Genomic DNA, 17,809 nt, shown 5'->3' with positions numbered 1-17,809 from the left:
GGTTCGGCTCCCTTAATGCGACGGATGCTGCATTAGGATGCTGTCACGCGTCCCCGTCCATGAACAATCGGATTTCCCATGACCGAACCACCGGACAGCGCCCGTCCCGCCGAGGACCGGCCGGCCGGCCACCGGCGCGCCGACGGCGCGTCCGCCGCACGGGGCGCACGTCGGCCGGGGGGCCGTACCGCCCGCGTGCGGGCCCAGGTCATCGCCGCGGTGCGCGCCGAACTCGGTGACCACGGCTTCGAAGGGCTCACGCCGGAGGGCGTCGCGGCCCGCGCGGGCGTGCACCGCACCACGGTCTACCGGCGCTGGCGGGACGTGGGCGGTCTGCTGGCCGACGTCCTGGACGCCGCGGGCGAGGACGACTGGCAGCCCCCGGACACCGGGTCCCTGCGGGGCGACCTGACGGCGCTCAACACCGAGATCCAGGAGTCCCTCACCGCGCGGCCGTCGCTCGCCGCGGCCCTGATCGCCGCCTCGTTCCGCTCCGAGCAGGCCGCCCGGGCCCAGCAGCGGCTGTGGGAGGACCGTTACGCGCGGTGCGAGGCGGTCGTGGAGCGCGCCGTCCGGCGCGGTGAACTCGCGCCGGACACGGACGCCCGGCGCCTGCTGGTCGCCTCGACCGCGCCGCTGTACCACGAGTTGGTGCTGCTGCGGACCGCTCCCGATCCGCGGCTGCCCGAACGGGCCGCCGCCACGGCCGCCACGGCCGCGGAGGCGGGGGCCTTCGCCGGCCCGGGGAGCGGGGAGGGGGAGCCGGGGGAAACGGCAGGCGCCCGCCGCCCCGGTGCGGGGTGACGGGCGCCTGCCGTGAAGTCGCCGTGGGTCGCGGGGCGTTCGGCGTCAGACCGCCGAACCCGCCTTCCACTGGGCCCAGTCCATGTTCCAGCCGTTGAGGCCGTTGTCCGGGGCGATGGTCTTGTCGCCGGTGTTCTGGACGACGACCACGTCACCGACGATGGAGTTGTCGTAGAACCAGGCACCCGGCGTGTTCGGGTCGCCGGCGCCCTTGGCGTCCTCCAGGCCCACGCAGCCGTGACTGGTGTTGGCGCTGCCGAAGATGCCCTTGCCCCAGTAGTTGCCGTGGATGAAGGTGCCGGAGGTGCTCAGGCGCATGGCGTGCGGCACGTCCTTGATGTCGTACTCGCCCTTGCCGTCGTCGTCGGTGAAGCCGACCGTCGAGCCGTCCATCCGGGTCTCCTTGTACTTCTCGGAGATCACCATCTGACCCTCGTAGGTCTTGTTCTCGGGCGAGCCCGCGGAGATCGGGATGGTGCGGATGGTCTTGCCGTCCTGCGTGACCTTCATCTGCTTGGTCTGCGCGTCGACGTACGAGACCTGGTTGCGGCCGATCTTGAAGGTGACCGTCTTCTGCTGGACGCCGTAGACGCCCTCGGCGCCCTCGACGCCGTCGAGCGCCAGCTTGAGGGTGACGGTGGAACCCTCCTGCCAGTAGTTCTCGGGGCGGCAGTCCATGCGCTGGGTGCTGAACCAGTGGCAGGCGACTTCCTGGCCGCTGGTGGTGTTGACGGTGATCGCCTTCTGGACGGCGGCCTTGTTGGTGATCTCCTTGTCGAAGTTGATCGACACGGGCATGCCGACGCCGACGGTGGTGCCGTCGTCCGGGGTGAAGGTGCCGATGAAACTGTTGCTCTTGGAGACCGTGGTGAACGAGGAGTTCTCGTGGGCGGCGCGGCCCTCGGAGTCCTGCGCGGTGACCGACAGCCTGTAGGTGGTGGCCCGCTCGAGCTGGCCGCTGGGCTTCCAGCTGGTCTTGTCGGCGGATATTTCGCCCTTGACCTCGGTGCCGTCGGTCGTGGTCATCTTGACGTCCGTGAGCGTGCCCTTGCTCACGGTGACGGTGGCCGAGTTGTTGATGGAGGCGTTGTCCGAGCCGTTCGCGGGTGTGATCTTGATCTGCGCCTCGGAGGTCTTCTTCGCCGCCGCCTCGTCGACCTGCGCCTGCGAGGTGTTGCCGTCTCCGCCTCCGGAGGCGTCGGCGTCATTGCCGGAACATGCCGAGAGCACCAGCACACCGCCGAGCAGTGCGGACGCGGCCGCCAGACCCTTGCGCCGCTTACCGTCCGTCATCACACGCTTCTCCATCGTTGCCGATTCCCGAAAACCCCGAGATCCCCCGTCAAGACGTCCAACGCTACGACCGGTTCGTCCCGTTCCATATCGCCGGCGTATGTGGGACACACCACGTCCGCCGTGGGGCGGTGGTGGTGCGGGGGTCGGTCGGTGCGTCCCTTGAGACGGCGAAACCCCGGACGGCGGTTGCCGCCGGGGGTCGACTTTTCCCCACGGTGCGTCAGCCGGCCGCCGATTCCCCGTCTTCCGGATCGTCCTGGCCGCCATCATCCTCGTCCAGGCCCCAATCGGGCGAGCCGGGGTCGTGGTCGATCCGCTCGCTGCTCCAGGAGGCCTGCTGGAGTTCGATCCCGGGCACCGCGCTGACCAGGTCGAACGGATCCACGAGATAGGCCAGGGCCTCGGCGGTGTCCTCGGTCACAGCACACTCGGTGTGCGCCCGTTCCGCGTCGGACAGCCCGAAGTCCCCGGCGAGGTTCCGCAGCGCGGCGCCGGTGACCGCCTCCTCGTCGTCGATCGCCAGGACGAGGTCCACGCGAAGCCGCACAAAACGTGATGTCTCTGGAGTGCTCATGCCCGGAGAGTAAGGCCGGCCGCTCCCGTGACTTTCCTGTGACCCGCGCCTTTCACTAACATCTGCCCACACGGCCAATTCGCCAGCGCCACAAGGGGATCGATATTCCGTGTCATCCGCTCGCCGTCCGTTGCTGACCGCCGCCGCCGCGGGGGGCCTGCTGTGCGCCCTGTGGTTCGTCCCGTCCGCGAACGCGACGCCCGGGACCCCGGCCGCGGGTACCACCTCCACGAGTCCGTCTCCGCAGGTCACCGAGCAGGCCAGAGCCGTGTCGACGGACACGGGGACCACCGCCGCCGAGAGCGCCCGGCTGGCCGACACCGGAAGCTTCGACAGCACTCCGTACGTCCTCGGCGGCACCGCCTGTCTCGGCCTCGGCGCGGGGTTCGTCATGTACTCGGTGCGTCGGGAACGCCTCGGTTTTTGAGATCACTTGACGTTCTTTTGACACTGTCGACCCTGCCGGGGCCGGGGCGAGCCCCTCGGGGAGCCGGACCGCGCGCGTGACGGTGCCGTCCTCCGGCCGAGGGGTCCACCCCTCGGCCGGAGGGTGCGGAACGCCGGCGCGGCCACCACGCCCTGCCGCCGGACTCCCGCCCCCTAGGGCGAATGCCGCCCGCGGAAGCGGCGCCGCTCCCCGTCCTCCTCCCCCCGGGGCGGCTCGTCCGCCAGCCGGACGACGGGATCGTCGGGTCCCTCGCGGCCGGCCACGACCGGCCGGCCGGCCCGCTCGGCCTTGGCCCGGTACTGCGCGGCGTCGGCCAGCCGGAACAGCCGGCGGGCGGAGCGGACGGGACCCACGGGATCCTCGGTGGAGGCGACCCCGCAGGCCACGCCGTCGCCGAGCTCCAGCTCGGCCGCCCGGCGGCACAGCTCCTCCGCCGCCTTGACCACCTCGTCGGCGGACGGCCCGACCGCGAGCAGGCAGAACTCGTCGCCGCCGAGCCGGGCCGCGAGCGCCCCCGGCAGCATGGCCCCGCACAGCGACAGCACCGACCCGAAATGTTCCAGGAGCCGGTCGCCGACGGCGTGCCCGTGGGTGTCGTTCACCCGCTTGAGCCCGTTGAGGTCGCACACGACGAGACTGACGACGACGCCCTCCTCGCGGTGCCGCTCCACCGCCTCGTCCAGACGGGAGTCGACCGCCCTGCGGTTGGCGAGCCCCGTGAGCGCGTCGGTGTACGCGAGGCGCCGGACCTCCTCCAGCCGCTCGGTCTGCGCGATCCCGGCGGCCACGACCGAGGCCAGGACGGTGGCGAAGTCGGCGTCGCCCCGCGCGAACACGGGCTCGCCCACCGGACGGGCCACGTACAGCTCGCCCCAGGCGCGGCCGTGCAGCACGATCGGCGCGATCACGCAGCAGCCGCGCCCGCGGCGGCGCAGGGCCGCGACGCGCTGATGGACGTACCCGGGGCTCCCCGCCGCGGGTCCCGCGGCCGTCTCGACCCAGGCGTCGGGCTCGCCGCCGCCGGCCCAGCGCTCGTGCAGGAACTCGGTGATCTCGGCGAACTGGTGCACGGGGTAGGACTCGTCCTCCGGGAACTCCTCCTCGTCCTCGGCCCGCTCGCCCACGTTCACCAGGACCCGGAGCCGGCCGAGCTCGCGCTCCCACACCGACAGGGCCGCGAAGCTGCCGCCCAGCGCCCGGCACGCGCCGACGGCCGCCGCCCGCCACGCCTCCCGCGAACTGTGCGCGGCGGCCATGCCCTGCGCCAACGCCACGACGGCCGTGAGCCGTCTGTCCTCACCCATCACTCCAGGCTAGGGACGTTCTATCCAAAAGTGGACATGAACGACGCGAACGGGGCCCGGTCCACGCCCTCGGCCCGTCACTCCCCGGGCCAGCGCGGCGCCCGCTTCTCGTTGAACGCCGCGACACCCTCCGCGCGGTCCCCGGAGAAGGCCACCGACCGCCACGCCGCGTCCTCGACCTCCAGGCCGGCCCGCAGGTCCAGCCCGTGGCCGAGCCGCAGCGCCCGCTTGGCCGCCCGCAGCCCCACGGGCGAGTTCGCGGCCATCCGGGACGCCAGGCCGAGCGCCTCCTCACGGTCGCGGCCCTCGTCCACCAGCTGGTCGACGAGCCCCAGCTCGCGCGCCTCCGCGGCCTCCACCCGCCGCGCCGTGAACACCAGCTCGGCGGCGCGCGCCGCTCCCACCCGGCGCGGCAGCAGCTGCGTGCCGCCGCCGCCCGGGATCACTCCGACCGACACCTCGGGCAGCCCCACCACCGCCGTGCGGTCGGCCACGATCACGTCGCACGACAGCGCCAGCTCGAAGCCGCCGCCCAGCGCGAACCCGTGCACGGCCGCGACCGTCGGCACCGCGAGCTCCAGCACCGCGGTGTACGCGCCCCGCGTCACCGGGCGCTGGCGCAGCAGATCGGAGTCGGAGAAGGAGTTGCGCTCCTTCAGGTCGGCGCCGACGCAGAAGGCCCGCTCGTGCGTCGAGGTCAGCACCACCACCCGTACGTCCCGGTCCTCGCCCAGCGCCGCGCAGGCCGCGCCGATGGACCGGGCCATCTCGGTCGAGACGGCGTTCATGGCCTTCGGCCGGTCGAGGGCGAGCTCCGCGACATGCCCGTCCCCGTGCCGCCGCATCAGGACGAACTCTCCGAACCGCTCCTCGCTCATGACACCCTCCGGTTAACGCGGGTTAACAACTCGACCGCCCGATCATCGCAGGCGCGGACGCGCGGGGAAAGGCCGGGCGCGTGCCATCGCGGCATCCCCTCTCCGTCCACCCGTTCGAGTGACATCCGGTCGATGCCGCCGCCCCGGCGCCCGGCAGCGCCTATGGTCGCTCGCCAAGCGCAGCGGCGGGGGCACCTGCGCACCGGGGAGGAATCATGACGACGACGGACACGCCGATCACGCCGCGCCCTCGGCTCCCCCGGATCCGGGGCCGTCACCGCCGGCCACGTCCCCGCAAGGCCCTCCTGGCGGCCGGCGGCCTGGTCCTGGCGGCCGGCGCCCTCAGCCTCGTACGCCTGGTCCCCGAGCCCGGGGGCGGCGGACTCCACGGCTACGGCGCCGAGGCCGCACCGCGCGTGGAGACGGGCGGGGACGGCGCGGGCGACACCGGAACGGACCGGGACACCGGAACGGGCCACGGCGCCACGCCCGGGGCGAGTCCGTCGGCGACGTCCGTCATGGGCGGCACGAGCGCGTTCCCCCGCCCGGGCGGCCTGATACCGGGCCCCTCCACGAGCGGCTCCCCGGCGCCACGTCCCTCGGCACCGGCCGCGCCGGGACGGCCGTCAACGGGCTCGACGGCCGTCCCGGACCGCCCGAACACCCCGAGCGCTTCGAAGACCCCGCACGCGCCGGACACCGGGGAACCGACGCCTCCCGCGCCGCGGCCGCCGGAGGCCGGCACCCCCGCCCCGCGCCCCGTGCCCACGCCCGCCCCGAGCCGCACCGCACCCCCCGCTCCGGAGCCGGAGCCCTCGGGGGGACTGTGCGTACCGCTGATCGGCCTGTGCGTGGACCTGCTGGACGGCGACGGCTGACCACCGCCCGCGTCCGCCCGCCCCCTGTCCCGCGCGTCACTCCCCGCCGTCGCCGCGCCGGGAGAGCAGCCACGGCTCGATCACGCCGAGACCACGCACCGGCCGCTGCCACATCGGCTGGAGCGCGAAGCGGTACGCCGGCGGCTCCTCGCCCTCCTTCTCCGCCGCGGCGGCCTCCTCGGCCGCCTGCGCCTCGGAGGCCGGGGCGTCCCGGGTGCGGATCAGCTCCTCGGCGAAGGCGGAGTCGATGAGCACGGCGTCCTTGGGGGCTATGGAGGTGAGCCGGGAGGCCAGGTTCACGGTCGTGCCGAACACATCGCCCATGCGGGTGGTCACCGTGCCGAAGGCGAGGCCCACGCGCAGCTCCGGCATGGTCTCGTCGTTCGCCATCGTCTCGATGAGGCGCAGCGCGATCTCGGCGGCGGTACCCGCGTCGTCGGCGGCGTACAGCACCTCGTCGCCGAGGGTCTTGATCAGGCGCCCCCCACGGGCGGCCACCAGGTCGGCGGCGGTGGTCTCGAAGGCCTCGACGAGCTCGCCGAGCTCCTCCTCCTCCATCCGGCGGGTCAGCCGCGTGAAGCCGACCAGGTCGGCGAAGCCGACCGCGAGCCGCCGGTCCACCATCTCCTCGTCGTCACCGGCCTGCACGACCCGGCCGGTCGCGGCGGCGAGCTGACGGCGCCAGACGTAGACGAGGAACTCCTCCAGCTCCGGCAGCAACAGCTCGACCAGCGGATACGTCACCTCGGTGCGGGTCATCCCCGGCTCCGGCGGCTCGGTCAGGCCCTCCAGGAAGGAGTCGATCTGCCACTCGGCCAACCGGGCGGTGGTCTGCCCGGTGGACCGGGCCACCTGCACGGCCATGGCCTCGCTGAGCAGCCCCGCCTCCACCAGACCGGCCAGGCGCCGCAGGGCCAGGACGTCGGCCTCGGTGAGTGCCTTGGCCTGTCCTATGTCGGCGAAGCCCATGGCCCGCCAGAAGCGGGAGGCCAGTTCCATGGAGACGCCCGCGCTGCGGGCGGCCTGGAAGGGGGTGTAGCGACGCTCGGCGCCCAGGATGAGCCCTTCGAGGCGCAGCGCGAGCGGGTCCTCGCCGGAGTCGGCGGGATCCGGGGCGGGCTCGGGGTCCACCCGGCCGTCCCCGTCCGCGCCGGAGCCCGTGTCGTCGACGGTCACGCCTGCTGCCCTTCCGATCTGCCGCGGTCAGGTTCGACCGGCCCCAACTTTACGTCAGGTGTGCCCCAGCTCACTCCCGCGAGCCGCCTCCCGGAGCGGTCCGGCCACGCGGCCCGCGCTACCAGGTCACCCGGCGCGGGTGTGGACGCGGGGTGGGTTCGCGCGGCTCGGCTCTGCCGGGTCACCCGGCGTAGGGGTGGATGCGGGGTGGGTTCGCGCGCCCGGCGCTTTCGGGGTGCCTCCCCCACTCTCGGCTTCGCTCGAGCGGGTGGACCCCCACCGCCCACCCGTGCCGCCCCGGGGGTACCTCCCTGGGGGTACCGCCCTTGGGGGGTACCCCCAGGCCGTTCAGGCACTGGGGGAGGCACGACTGCCCGCAGCGGCGGCGGCACGGCGGCTGCCCGCAGCCGGGACGGCGGCGCACGACGGCTGCCCGCAGCTGAGTGGGGACGGCGGGGGAGCCGCGTACGGCGGGAAGGGGACGTGTCGGGGGGTGTCCGCCCGCAGCGGTTGGCGCGTCAACGCCCCGTCTGTTGGTCAGTACCCGATTCCGCGCCGTTCCGAGGACGGACACCCCCCGGCGCGGCCCCGACCCACAAGACCACGCACCGCGCTACGCGCACCCCCACCAAAGCCGCACGGGCCGCCGCAGGCACCCGCGCACCCCCACCGGAGCCGCACAGGCCGCCGCAGGCACCCGCGCACCCCCGCCGAACCCGCACAGGCCGCCGCAGGCACCCGCGCACCCCCACCGAACCCGCACAGGCCGCCGCAGGCACCCGCGCACCCCCACCGAACCCGCACAGGCGCCGCAGGCACCCCGCACCCCCACCACACCCGCACGGGCCGCCGCAGGCGAGACCCCCCTCAAGCCGGTCGCAAGTGCACGATGTCCCCCGCCCCCACCGGCTCCCGCACCCCTTCCTCCGTGGCCAGCACCAACCGCCCGTCCCCGTCCACGGCCACCGCCTCCCCCACCAGCGCCCGGTCCCCCGGCAGCTCCGCCCGCACCACCCGGCCGAGCGTGGCGCACCCCGCCGCGTACGCCTCCTGCAGCCCGCTCACCGCCGGGTCACCCCCGGCCGACCGCCACCGCCCGTACCATTCCTCCAGCGCCCGCAGCACTCCCCGCAGCAGCGGGTCCCGGTCCGTGCTCACGGCCCCGGCCAGCGCCAGCGACCCCGCCCGCGGGACGGGCAGCTCGTCCGCCCGCAGGGTGACGTTGATCCCGACGCCGACGACCACCCCGCCGTCCCCGGCCCGCTCCGCCAGGATCCCGCCGGCCTTGCGTTCCTCCCCGTCCACCGTGACGAGCAGGTCGTTGGGCCACTTCAGGGCCGTGTCCACCCCCGCCGCCCGGGACAGCCCGGTCGCCACCGCGACGCCGGTGAGCAGGGGCAGCCAGCCCCAGCGGGCCACGGGCACCTCGGTGGGCCGCAGGAGTACGGAGAAGAAGAGGCCGGAGCGGGCCGGTGCCGTCCACTGCCGGTCGAGACGCCCCCGCGCGGCCGTCTGCTCCTCGGCGACGAGCACGGCCCCCTCGTCCGCCTCCCCCGCCGCGGCGCGGGCCACCAGGTCGGAGTTGGTGGAACCGGTGCGCTGCACCACGTCCACCTGGCGCCACAGTCCTCCCTCCCGTACCAGGCCCCGGCGCAGCGACGTGGTGTTGAGGGGCGGCCGGTCCAGGTCGGACCAACGGCTGGGCGAGGGGTCGGAGGCGTCTCGGGGTGTCATGCAACCCACACTAGGTGTGGGAAAGACCGCACTGCCGATCGGAGGACCCCCTACTACTCTACGGATGAGTAACCGTCCCCCCTTTTGAGCAGGCAGGGAGCCGCATCCCGATGTCCGAGCCGGAAGAGCAGCAGCCTGACATCCACACGACCGCGGGCAAGCTCGCGGATCTCCAGCGCCGTATCCAGGAGGCTACGCACGCCGGTTCGGAACGCGCCGTCGAGAAGCAGCACGCCAAGGGCAAACTGACGGCGCGTGAGCGGATCGACCTCCTGCTCGACGAGGGGTCCTTCGTCGAGCTGGACGAGTTCGCCCAGCACCGGTCCACCAACTTCGGCCTGGAGAAGAACCGCCCCTACGGGGACGGCGTCGTCACCGGCTACGGCACGGTCGACGGCCGCCCGGTCGCGGTGTTCTCGCAGGACTTCACCGTCTTCGGCGGAGCGCTGGGCGAGGTCTACGGCCAGAAGATCGTCAAGGTCATGGACTTCGCGCTGAAGACCGGCTGCCCGGTCATCGGCATCAACGACTCCGGCGGCGCCCGCATCCAGGAGGGCGTGGCCTCCCTCGGGGCGTACGGCGAGATCTTCCGCCGCAACACCCACGCCTCCGGCGTGATCCCGCAGATCAGCCTGGTCGTCGGCCCGTGCGCGGGCGGCGCGGTCTACTCCCCCGCCATCACCGACTTCACGGTCATGGTCGACCAGACCAGCCACATGTTCATCACCGGCCCCGACGTCATCAAGACGGTCACCGGCGAGGACGTCGGCTTCGAGGAGCTGGGCGGCGCCCGCACGCACAACTCCACCTCGGGCGTGGCCCACCACATGGCCGGGGACGAGAAGGACGCCGTCGAGTACGTCAAGCAGCTGCTGTCGTACCTGCCGTCCAACAACCTCTCCGAGCCCCCCGCCTTCCCCGAGGAGGCGGACCTCGCGGTCACCGACGAGGACCGCGAGCTGGACGTGATCGTCCCGGACTCGGCGAACCAGCCGTACGACATGCACACGGTGATCGAGCACGTCCTCGACGACGCCGAGTTCTTCGAGACGCAGCCGCTGTTCGCGCCGAACATCCTCACCGGTTTCGGCCGCGTCGAGGGCCGGCCCGTCGGCATCGTCGCCAACCAGCCCATGCAGTTCGCCGGCTGCCTGGACATCACCGCGTCCGAGAAGGCCGCCCGCTTCGTGCGCACCTGCGACGCCTTCAACGTGCCCGTGCTGACCTTCGTGGACGTCCCCGGCTTCCTGCCGGGCGTGGACCAGGAGCACGACGGCATCATCCGCCGCGGCGCCAAGCTGATCTTCGCCTACGCGGAGGCCACGGTCCCGCTGATCACGGTCATCACCCGCAAGGCCTTCGGCGGCGCCTACGACGTCATGGGCTCCAAGCACCTGGGTGCCGACCTCAACCTGGCCTGGCCCACGGCCCAGATCGCCGTCATGGGCGCCCAGGGCGCCGTCAACATCCTGCACCGCCGCACCCTCGCCGAGGCCGAGGCGGGCGGCGAGGACGTCGAAGCCGTCCGCGCCCGCCTGATCCAGGAGTACGAGGACACCCTCCTCAACCCCTACACGGCGGCCGAACGCGGCTACGTCGACGCGGTGATCATGCCGTCCGACACCCGCCGCCACATCGTCCGCGGTCTGCGTCAACTGCGCACCAAGCGGGAATCCCTGCCCCCGAAGAAGCACGGCAACATCCCCCTGTAAGGAGCCGCTGTGACGATCAAGGTCGTACGGGGCAACCCGACCCCCGAGGAGCTCGCCGCCGCCCTGGCGGTGGTCCGCGCCCGCGCCGCGGCGGCCCAGCCCGAGCCGTCCGGCGCACCGGCCACCAGGGACGCGTGGTCCGACCCGTCCCGCATCGCGGCCCACAGGCTGCCCCAGCCGGGCCCGGCGTCCTGGGGCCGTACGTACTGGCCGGCGTAGGGAGGACGCCCCGGGGCGCGGGGCCGTGCGGTACGCGGATTCGCCGCGTGGGCGCGCGGAGGAGGAACCCCGCGCCCTGGACGAGTGCCCGTACTCAAATGAGTACCCGTACTCAAGCGCCGCCGCCTCGCCCGGCCCCACGCTGGTGGAATGCTGTGGTCCGATCCCGAGAACGAGCCGCCCGAAGAACTGCGCGACATGCAGCACATGCTGCGGCGGCTGAGTGTTCTCCTGGCCATGGCCATGGTGCTGGCGATGATCGTGATCGGCCTGAGGTGAGCCGGCCCCGCCCGGGTGGCTAACCTGACCCCATGACTGCTCAGCGCCGCAGGCGTCTCGTCCTCGCCTCCCAGTCCCCCGCCCGGCTCGGGCTGCTGCGTCAGGCCGGGCTCGACCCCGAGGTGCTCGTCAGCGGCGTCGACGAGGACGCCGTGACCGCCCCGACCCCCGCCGAGCTGGCCCTCGCCCTCGCCGAGGCGAAGGCCTCCGTCGTGGCCGCGAAGCCCGAGGTCCACGGTGCCCTGGTGATCGGCTGCGACTCGGTGCTGGACCTGGACGGGCGGGCCCTCGGCAAGCCCGCCGACGCGGAGGAGGCCACCGCCCGCTGGAAGGCGATGCGCGGGCGGGCGGGCACGCTGCAGACCGGCCACTGCGTCTGGGACACCGCCACCGGCCGCCACGTCTCGGCCACCGCCTCCACCGTCGTCCGCTTCGGCGAGCCGACCGACGAGGAGATCGCCGCCTACGTCGCCTCGGGCGAGCCGCTGTACGTCGCCGGGGCCTTCACCCTGGACGGCCGCTCGGCGCCGTTCATCGACGGCATCGAGGGCGACCACGGGAACGTGATCGGCATCAGCCTGCCCCTCGTCCGGCGCCTGCTGGCCGAGCTCGGGGTCGGCATCACGGAGCTGTGGGCGCCGGCGGAGGACTGACCGGGGAACCGCCGTCGCCCTTGCCGGCCCCGGCCGGCCCGGCGGCCGGGTCCTCCCGGTCGTCGTAGGTCATCAGCAGCAGCACGATGAGGCCGAGCACGAGGAGCATGAACAGGAAGGCGCTCCAGCCCACCAGCCCCCAGGTGAAGGCGCCGAGCAGCCCGTGCACCACGGCCGCGCTGATCAGCAGGACCCGGCCGAGGCCGGCGGGCGGGCGGTCGCGCAGCGCCACGAGCAGGGCGACCAGCCCGCACAGCGCGAAGTAGAGACCGAAGACAACGCCGCCGATCTTCGAGGACACGGACATCGCGTCCGGGTCGAGGCCGGCCAGGGACATGTCCTGCCGGTCGACGACGATCCCCAGGAACCAGTTCAGCGCGGCGACGCCGAGCGCCTCCGCGAAGAGCACGACCGCCACGGTCCACGCCACCGGCCTGCGCACCCTCACCGGTCCCCACCCACTTTCGACCGCTGCCCCGCAGGACAGCTGTTACCCCAAGTACGTTCGAGACCCCACGAACGTTACTAACGGGTAAACCTCGCGACAAGAGGTCCGCCGCGAGCAAAGAATCATTGGGCCATTCGTAGGGACTCCACAAAGAAACGGAGTGGCCCGCAGCACGCTCTCACAGAGACCTTGACCACATGGGAGGGCTAGGGTTTGTCCGAGGAGTCCTGCGTATCGCGGTGCGGCAAGGGATTTCGCGGGTCGAGCGAGCCTCGAATCACGCTCCGTGTGGGCAAGCTCACCATTGGGGACGGGTCGAAGTGCCGTGTCGGCAGTCCCTAAACTCGGCTTGTTTCAAGGAGGGAGCCTCAATCGTGCGCAAGGTGCTCATCGCCAACCGTGGCGAAATCGCTGTCCGCGTGGCCCGGGCCTGCCGGGACGCCGGGATCGCGAGCGTGGCCGTCTACGCGGACCCGGACCGGGACGCTCTGCATGTCCGCGCCGCTGATGAGGCGTTCGCCCTGGGTGGTGACACCCCCGCCACCAGCTACCTGGACATCGCCAAGGTACTGAAGGCCGCGAGCGAGTCGGGGGCGGACGCCATCCACCCCGGGTACGGCTTCCTCTCGGAGAACGCCGAGTTCGCGCAGGCGGTCCTGGACGCGGGTCTGATCTGGATCGGCCCGCCCCCGCAGGCCATCCGCGACCTGGGCGACAAGGTCGCCGCCCGGCACATCGCCCAGCGCGCCGGCGCCCCGCTGGTCGCCGGCACCCCGGACCCCGTCTCGGGTGCGGACGAGGTCGTGGCCTTCGCGAAGGAGCACGGCCTGCCGATCGCCATCAAGGCGGCCTTCGGCGGTGGCGGACGCGGCCTGAAGGTCGCCCGCACCCTCGAAGAGGTGCCGGAGCTGTACGACTCGGCCGTCCGTGAGGCGGTGGCCGCGTTCGGCCGCGGCGAGTGCTTCGTCGAGCGCTACCTCGACAAGCCCCGCCACGTGGAGACCCAGTGCCTGGCCGACCAGCACGGCAACGTGGTCGTCGTCTCCACCCGTGACTGCTCGCTGCAGCGCCGCCACCAGAAGCTGGTGGAGGAGGCCCCGGCCCCCTTCCTGTCCGAGGAGCAGGTGGCCCAGCTGTACTCCGCCTCCAAGGCGATCCTGAAGGAGGCCGGCTACGTCGGCGCCGGCACCGTCGAGTTCCTCGTCGGCCTGGACGGCACGATCTCCTTCCTGGAGGTCAACACGCGCCTGCAGGTGGAGCACCCGGTCACCGAGGAGGTCGCGGGCATCGACCTGGTCCGCGAGATGTTCCGCATCGCCGACGGCGAGGAGCTCGGTTACGGCGACCCGGAGCTGCGCGGTCACTCGTTCGAGTTCCGCATCAACGGCGAGGACCCGGGCCGGGGTTTCCTGCCCGCCCCCGGCACCGTCACCACCTTCGCCCCGCCCACCGGCCCCGGCGTCCGCCTGGACGCGGGCGTGGAGTCCGGCAGCGTCATCGGTCCGGCGTGGGACTCCCTGCTCGCCAAGCTGATCGTCACCGGCCGCACCCGCAAGGAGGCCCTGCAGCGTGCCGCCCGCGCGCTGGAGGAGTTCCAGGTCGAGGGCATGGCCACCGCGATCCCGTTCCACCGCGTGGTCGTGCGTGACCCGGCGTTCGCGCCCGAGCTGACCGGCTCGGCCGACCCGTTCACGGTCCACACCCGCTGGATCGAGACGGAGTTCGTCAACGAGATCAAGCCGTTCACCGCCCCCGCGGACACCGAGGCGGACGAGGACGCGGGCCGCGAGACGGTCGTCGTCGAGGTCGGCGGCAAGCGACTGGAGGTCTCCCTCCCGTCGTCGCTGGGCATGTCCCTGGCCCGCACCGGTCTGGCGGCCGGCGCCAAGCCCAAGCGCCGCGCGGCGAAGAAGTCCGGCCCGGCGGCCTCCGGCGACACCCTCGCCTCGCCGATGCAGGGCACGATCGTGAAGGTCGCGGTGGAGGAGGGCCAGGAGGTCCAGGAGGGCGACCTGATCGTCGTCCTGGAGGCCATGAAGATGGAGCAGCCCCTCAACGCCCACAAGTCCGGCACCGTCAAGGGTCTGGGCGCCGAGGTCGGCGCGTCCGTCACCTCCGGTGCCGCGATCTGCGAGATCAAGGACTGACACCCGCACGACAGCAGGACGGCCGGGGCGCCCGGCGGACCGTCTCCCACGGTCCGCCGGGCGTCCCGCTGTTGTCAGGGGGGACGCGACGGACCGTGCGGCTCCTCAGCGCCGGCGCAGGTCCGCGACCCGGGCCCGCTCCGCCCCGGCGTTCTGCTCGCCGAGCGCCGTGGCCGTCCGCAGCGCCGCCCCCGCGCCGGGGACCTGCCGGCGCGGCCCGGGCAGCGGCACGTCCCGGCGCTGCCGTGCCGGGGCCGCCTCAGCCGGGGCGGCCTGGTGATTTCCCGCGTCGGCCGCACCCCCCGGCGCCCCGGCCACGGCGATCTGCACGCCCTGGTCGGCCAGGGCCTGGAGCTCCGTGGCCGCGCGGTCGTCGTGGCCGGGCGGCTCGTCCGTCACCAGGCGGGTGACGAGGTCCGTCGGCACGGTCTGGAACATGGTGTCCGTGCCCAGCTTGGAGTGGTCGGCGAGGACGACGACCTCGGCGGCGGCCTGCACCAGCGCGCGGTCGACGGACGCCGACAGCATGTTGGACGTCGACAGACCCCGCTCCGCCGTCAGGCCGCTCCCGGACAGGAAGGCCTTGGACACCCGCAGCCCCTGGAGGGACTGCTCGGCGCCGCTGCCGACCAGGGCGTAGTTGGACCCCCGCAGCGTGCCGCCGGTCATGACGACCTCGACGCGGTTGGCGTGGGCGAGGGCCTGGGCCACCAGCAGCGAGTTGGTGACGACGGTCAGCCCCGGCACCCGCGCGAGCCGGCGCGCCAGCTCCTGGGTGGTGGTCCCCGCCCCCACCACGATGGCCTCGCCCTCTTCGACGAAACCCGCGGCGAGGTCGGCGATGGCCGTCTTCTCGGCGGTCGCGAGATGGGACTTCTGCGGAAAGCCGGATTCTCGCGTGAACCCGCCCGGCAGTACCGCACCGCCGTGCCGGCGGTCGAGGAGTCCTTCTGCCTCCAGCGCGCGCACGTCCCGCCGTACGGTCACTTCGGAGGTCTGGACGACGCGGGCGAGCTCACGGAGCGACACGGCCCCGTTCGCTCGCACCATTTCGAGGATCAATTGGCGACGTTCTGCAGCGAACACGAAACTGACAGTAACCCCAACGACCGTCTGCTTTCAGCAGTATGCGCCGGATAACAGAAGTTGTTCGCACGGCAGGGACGGAAGTGGTATACGCGCCCACTCCGGACGCGCATGCCGTCCGCGGCCCCGCGACTCCCCGTGACCGGCGGGGGCCGGTTCCGTCCGTGTCAGCCCTCTCCGTTGGTCTTCCGGGTGTGCAGCTGCCGTGCCACCTCGGCGATCGATCCCGAAAGAGAGGGATAGACCGTGAAGGCGTTCGCGATCTGTTCGACCGTCAGGTTGTTGTCGACCGCGATCGAGATGGGGTGGATGAGCTCGGAGGCGCGCGGCGCCACGACCACGCCGCCGACCACGATCTCGGTACCGGGCCGGCAGAAGATCTTGACGAAGCCGTCCCGGATGCCCTGCATCTTGGCGCGCGGGTTGCGCAGCAGCGGCAGCTTCACCACACGGGCGTCGATCTTGCCGGAGTCGACGTCGGCCTGCGAGTACCCGACCGTGGCGATCTCGGGGTCGGTGAAGACGTTGGCGGAGACGGTCTTGAGGTTCAGCGGAGTGACCGTGTCCCCCAGGAAGTGGTACATGGCGATGCGCCCCTGCATGGCGGCCACCGAGGCGAGGGCGAACACGCCGGTGACGTCACCGGCGGCGTACACGCCGGGAGCCGAGGTCCTCGACACCCGGTCGGTACGGATGTGCCCGGAGTCCTTGAGCTTGACCCCGGCCTCCTCCAGGCCCATGCCCTCGGTGTTGGGGATGGCGCCGACGGCCATCAGGCAGTGCGACCCGGTGATGACGCGCCCGTCGGCCAGCGTCACCTCCACCCGGTCCCCGACGCGCTTGGCGGACTGGGCCCGCGACCGCGCCATGACGTTCATCCCGCGCCGCCGGAACACGTCCTCCAGGACGGCGGCGGCATCGGGGTCCTCGCCGGGCAGCACCCGGTCGCGCGACGACACGAGCGTCACCTTGGACCCCAGCGCCTGGTAGGCGCCGGCGAACTCGGCACCGGTCACACCGGACCCGACGACGATGAGCTCCTCCGGCAGCTCCTCCAGGTCGTAGACCTGGGTCCAGTTCAGGATCCGCTCGCCGTCGGGCCGCGCGTCGGGCAGCTCGCGCGGGTGCCCGCCGGTCGCGATCAGCACCGCGTCCGCGGTCAGCGTCTCCTCGCTCCCGTCGGCGGCCCGCACCACGACCTTCCGCGACCCGTCGAGGGCCTGCATGCCCTCCAGCCGCCCGCGCCCGCGCACGACCCGCGCGCCCGCGCGCGTCACGGAGGCGGTGATGTCGTGCGACTGCGCCAGCGCGAGCCGCTTCACACGCCGGTTGACCTTCCCCAGGTCCACGCCGACCACCCGGGCGGCCTGCTCCATGGGCGGGGTGTCGTCGGCGACGATGATCCCCAGCTCCTCGTACGAGGAGTCGAAGGTGGTCATCACCTCGGCCGTGGCGATCAGAGTCTTGGACGGCACGCAGTCGGTCAGCACCGACGCCCCGCCCAGGCCGTCGCAGTCGACGACGGTCACCTCCGCGCCGAGCTGCGCGGCCACCAGGGCCGCTTCGTATCCGCCGGGTCCGCCACCGATGATCACGATCCGAGTCACGTACTCCATTGTCCCGCACCGCCCGGTGTGGAACCGCCCGGGGGCACGTCTGTGACGACGGCGACGCCCGGGACGCCTGCCGTACGCTCTCCCCCATGTCGCTCTACGCCGCATACGCCGGCAACCTCGACGCGCGGTTGATGACCCGTCGCGCCCCGCACTCGCCGCTGCGCGCCACCGGCTGGCTGAACGGGTGGCGGCTGACCTTCGGGGGCGAGCACATGGGCTGGGAGGGCGCGCTCGCGACCCTGGTGGAGGACCCGGTCTCCCAGGTCTTCGTCGCCCTGTACGACATCGCCCCGATGGACGAGGACTCGCTCGACCGCTGGGAGGGCGTGGGGCTGGACATATACCGCCGCATGCGCGTGCGCGTCCACACCCTGGACGGCGAGGAGGGGGCCTGGACGTACGTCCTGAACGCCTACGAGGGCGGCCTGCCCTCCGCCCGCTACCTCGGCGAGGTGGCCGACGCGGCGGAATCGGCGGGCGCGCCCCACGACTACGTCATGGAGCTCCGCAAGCGCCCCTGCTGAGCGGCGCCCTCGTCGGAAACGACAAAACAACAA

The 17,809-nt window shown here is 72.9% G+C and carries 18 protein-coding genes; 9 read left to right on the top strand and 9 right to left on the bottom strand.

Annotation, left to right across the window (positions count from 1 at the left end; all coding sequences use genetic code 11):
* The first annotated feature begins 78 nt into the window (after positions 1-78).
* Positions 79-804 (top strand): TetR/AcrR family transcriptional regulator, encoded by a 726-nt coding sequence (locus ACZ4V6_RS19745; RefSeq protein ID WP_467828876.1) that lies wholly within the window; start codon positions 79-81, stop codon positions 802-804.
* 45 nt (positions 805-849) lie between these two features.
* Here the strand turns inward: ACZ4V6_RS19745 and ACZ4V6_RS19740 are convergent, their stop codons facing one another.
* Positions 850-2,097 (bottom strand): L,D-transpeptidase, encoded by a 1,248-nt coding sequence (locus tag ACZ4V6_RS19740; protein WP_467828874.1) that lies wholly within the window; start codon positions 2,095-2,097, stop codon positions 850-852.
* A gap of 223 nt (positions 2,098-2,320) precedes the next feature.
* A complete protein-coding gene (locus ACZ4V6_RS19735; protein WP_467828871.1) occupies positions 2,321-2,674 on the bottom strand; it encodes a hypothetical protein in 354 nt (117 codons plus the stop codon).
* A 109-nt stretch (positions 2,675-2,783) separates the two neighbouring features.
* On the opposite strand from ACZ4V6_RS19735, the gene ACZ4V6_RS19730 reads away from it, so the two are divergent.
* Positions 2,784-3,101 carry a hypothetical protein gene (locus ACZ4V6_RS19730; protein ID WP_467828868.1) on the top strand — a complete coding sequence of 106 codons (318 nt, stop codon included), beginning with the start codon at positions 2,784-2,786 and terminating at the stop codon, positions 3,099-3,101.
* 173 nt (positions 3,102-3,274) lie between these two features.
* On the opposite strand, the gene ACZ4V6_RS19725 is transcribed toward ACZ4V6_RS19730, so the two are convergent.
* Entirely contained in the window at positions 3,275-4,426 is a 1,152-nt protein-coding gene (locus ACZ4V6_RS19725) for a GGDEF domain-containing protein (RefSeq protein ID WP_467828866.1), read from the bottom strand.
* A 77-nt stretch (positions 4,427-4,503) separates the two neighbouring features.
* Entirely contained in the window at positions 4,504-5,304 is an 801-nt protein-coding gene (locus tag ACZ4V6_RS19720; protein ID WP_467828864.1) for an enoyl-CoA hydratase/isomerase family protein, read from the bottom strand.
* A gap of 215 nt (positions 5,305-5,519) precedes the next feature.
* Here ACZ4V6_RS19720 and ACZ4V6_RS19715 point away from each other — a divergent pair, with 215 nt between their 5' ends.
* Entirely contained in the window at positions 5,520-6,182 is a 663-nt protein-coding gene (locus ACZ4V6_RS19715; protein WP_467828862.1) for a hypothetical protein, read from the top strand.
* A gap of 36 nt (positions 6,183-6,218) precedes the next feature.
* Here the strand turns inward: ACZ4V6_RS19715 and ACZ4V6_RS19710 are convergent, their stop codons facing one another.
* The gene (locus tag ACZ4V6_RS19710) at positions 6,219-7,358 is read right to left on the bottom strand and encodes an adenylate/guanylate cyclase domain-containing protein (RefSeq protein WP_467828859.1); all 1,140 of its coding nucleotides are present in this window, start codon (positions 7,356-7,358) and stop codon (positions 6,219-6,221) included.
* Positions 7,359-8,225: 867 nt separating this feature from the next.
* Positions 8,226-9,092, bottom strand: a complete 867-nt coding sequence (locus ACZ4V6_RS19705; RefSeq protein ID WP_467828856.1) for a biotin--[acetyl-CoA-carboxylase] ligase — start codon at positions 9,090-9,092, stop codon at positions 8,226-8,228.
* A 110-nt stretch (positions 9,093-9,202) separates the two neighbouring features.
* Between ACZ4V6_RS19705 and ACZ4V6_RS19700 the strand changes: the two genes are divergently transcribed.
* The 4 genes from ACZ4V6_RS19700 (at position 9,203) to ACZ4V6_RS19685 (ending at position 11,955) form a co-directional block, all read left to right on the top strand.
* Positions 9,203-10,804 carry an acyl-CoA carboxylase subunit beta gene (locus ACZ4V6_RS19700; RefSeq protein WP_467828854.1) on the top strand — a complete coding sequence of 534 codons (1,602 nt, stop codon included), beginning with the start codon at positions 9,203-9,205 and terminating at the stop codon, positions 10,802-10,804.
* 9 nt (positions 10,805-10,813) lie between these two features.
* Complete coding sequence (locus ACZ4V6_RS19695; protein ID WP_467828851.1) at positions 10,814-11,023, top strand: acyl-CoA carboxylase epsilon subunit; 210 nt, start codon at positions 10,814-10,816, stop codon at positions 11,021-11,023.
* Positions 11,024-11,173: 150 nt separating this feature from the next.
* On the top strand, positions 11,174-11,302 hold the full coding sequence (gene mmpB, locus ACZ4V6_RS19690) for a morphogenic membrane protein MmpB (protein WP_351025917.1): 129 nt from the start codon (positions 11,174-11,176) through the stop codon (positions 11,300-11,302).
* Positions 11,303-11,334: 32 nt separating this feature from the next.
* Positions 11,335-11,955 (top strand): Maf family protein, encoded by a 621-nt coding sequence (locus ACZ4V6_RS19685; protein ID WP_467828848.1) that lies wholly within the window; start codon positions 11,335-11,337, stop codon positions 11,953-11,955.
* Here ACZ4V6_RS19685 and ACZ4V6_RS19680 read toward each other — a convergent pair.
* The gene (locus ACZ4V6_RS19680) at positions 11,924-12,403 is read right to left on the bottom strand and encodes a hypothetical protein (protein ID WP_467828846.1); all 480 of its coding nucleotides are present in this window, start codon (positions 12,401-12,403) and stop codon (positions 11,924-11,926) included. The two genes, ACZ4V6_RS19685 and ACZ4V6_RS19680, sit on opposite strands and share 32 nt — an antisense overlap.
* Before the next feature lie 374 nt (positions 12,404-12,777).
* Here ACZ4V6_RS19680 and ACZ4V6_RS19675 point away from each other — a divergent pair, with 374 nt between their 5' ends.
* Entirely contained in the window at positions 12,778-14,550 is a 1,773-nt protein-coding gene (locus tag ACZ4V6_RS19675) for an acetyl/propionyl/methylcrotonyl-CoA carboxylase subunit alpha (protein ID WP_467828843.1), read from the top strand.
* A 105-nt stretch (positions 14,551-14,655) separates the two neighbouring features.
* Here ACZ4V6_RS19675 and ACZ4V6_RS19670 read toward each other — a convergent pair whose 3' ends face one another.
* Complete coding sequence (locus tag ACZ4V6_RS19670; protein WP_467828841.1) at positions 14,656-15,636, bottom strand: DeoR/GlpR family DNA-binding transcription regulator; 981 nt, start codon at positions 15,634-15,636, stop codon at positions 14,656-14,658.
* Positions 15,637-15,803: 167 nt separating this feature from the next.
* Positions 15,804-17,252 carry an NAD(P)H-quinone dehydrogenase gene (locus ACZ4V6_RS19665; RefSeq protein WP_467828839.1) on the bottom strand — a complete coding sequence of 483 codons (1,449 nt, stop codon included), beginning with the start codon at positions 17,250-17,252 and terminating at the stop codon, positions 15,804-15,806.
* 86 nt (positions 17,253-17,338) lie between these two features.
* On the opposite strand from ACZ4V6_RS19665, the gene ACZ4V6_RS19660 reads away from it, so the two are divergent.
* Entirely contained in the window at positions 17,339-17,776 is a 438-nt protein-coding gene (locus tag ACZ4V6_RS19660; RefSeq protein ID WP_467828836.1) for a gamma-glutamylcyclotransferase family protein, read from the top strand.
* The last annotated feature ends 33 nt before the right edge of the window (positions 17,777-17,809 follow it).

This window comes from Streptomyces sp. NPDC029152 (assembly GCF_055564355.1).
This window is presented reverse-complemented; position numbering and strand designations above follow the sequence as displayed.

Excerpts from the sequence above, each read along its gene's own strand:
- mmpB (WP_351025917.1), top strand. The coding sequence starts at position 11,174 with ATGCTGTGGTCCGATCCCGAGAACGAGCCGCCCGAAGAACTGCGCGAC.
- ACZ4V6_RS19735 (WP_467828871.1), bottom strand. The coding sequence starts at position 2,674 with ATGAGCACTCCAGAGACATCACGTTTTGTGCGGCTTCGCGTGGACCTC.
- ACZ4V6_RS19660 (WP_467828836.1), top strand. The coding sequence starts at position 17,339 with ATGTCGCTCTACGCCGCATACGCCGGCAACCTCGACGCGCGGTTGATG.
- ACZ4V6_RS19725 (WP_467828866.1), bottom strand. The coding sequence starts at position 4,426 with ATGGGTGAGGACAGACGGCTCACGGCCGTCGTGGCGTTGGCGCAGGGC.
- ACZ4V6_RS19715 (WP_467828862.1), top strand. The coding sequence starts at position 5,520 with ATGACGACGACGGACACGCCGATCACGCCGCGCCCTCGGCTCCCCCGG.
- ACZ4V6_RS19745 (WP_467828876.1), top strand. The coding sequence starts at position 79 with ATGACCGAACCACCGGACAGCGCCCGTCCCGCCGAGGACCGGCCGGCC.
- ACZ4V6_RS19740 (WP_467828874.1), bottom strand. The coding sequence starts at position 2,097 with ATGACGGACGGTAAGCGGCGCAAGGGTCTGGCGGCCGCGTCCGCACTG.
- ACZ4V6_RS19720 (WP_467828864.1), bottom strand. The coding sequence starts at position 5,304 with ATGAGCGAGGAGCGGTTCGGAGAGTTCGTCCTGATGCGGCGGCACGGG.
- ACZ4V6_RS19665 (WP_467828839.1), bottom strand. The coding sequence starts at position 17,252 with ATGGAGTACGTGACTCGGATCGTGATCATCGGTGGCGGACCCGGCGGA.
- ACZ4V6_RS19700 (WP_467828854.1), top strand. The coding sequence starts at position 9,203 with ATGTCCGAGCCGGAAGAGCAGCAGCCTGACATCCACACGACCGCGGGC.
- ACZ4V6_RS19685 (WP_467828848.1), top strand. The coding sequence starts at position 11,335 with ATGACTGCTCAGCGCCGCAGGCGTCTCGTCCTCGCCTCCCAGTCCCCC.
- ACZ4V6_RS19705 (WP_467828856.1), bottom strand. The coding sequence starts at position 9,092 with ATGACACCCCGAGACGCCTCCGACCCCTCGCCCAGCCGTTGGTCCGAC.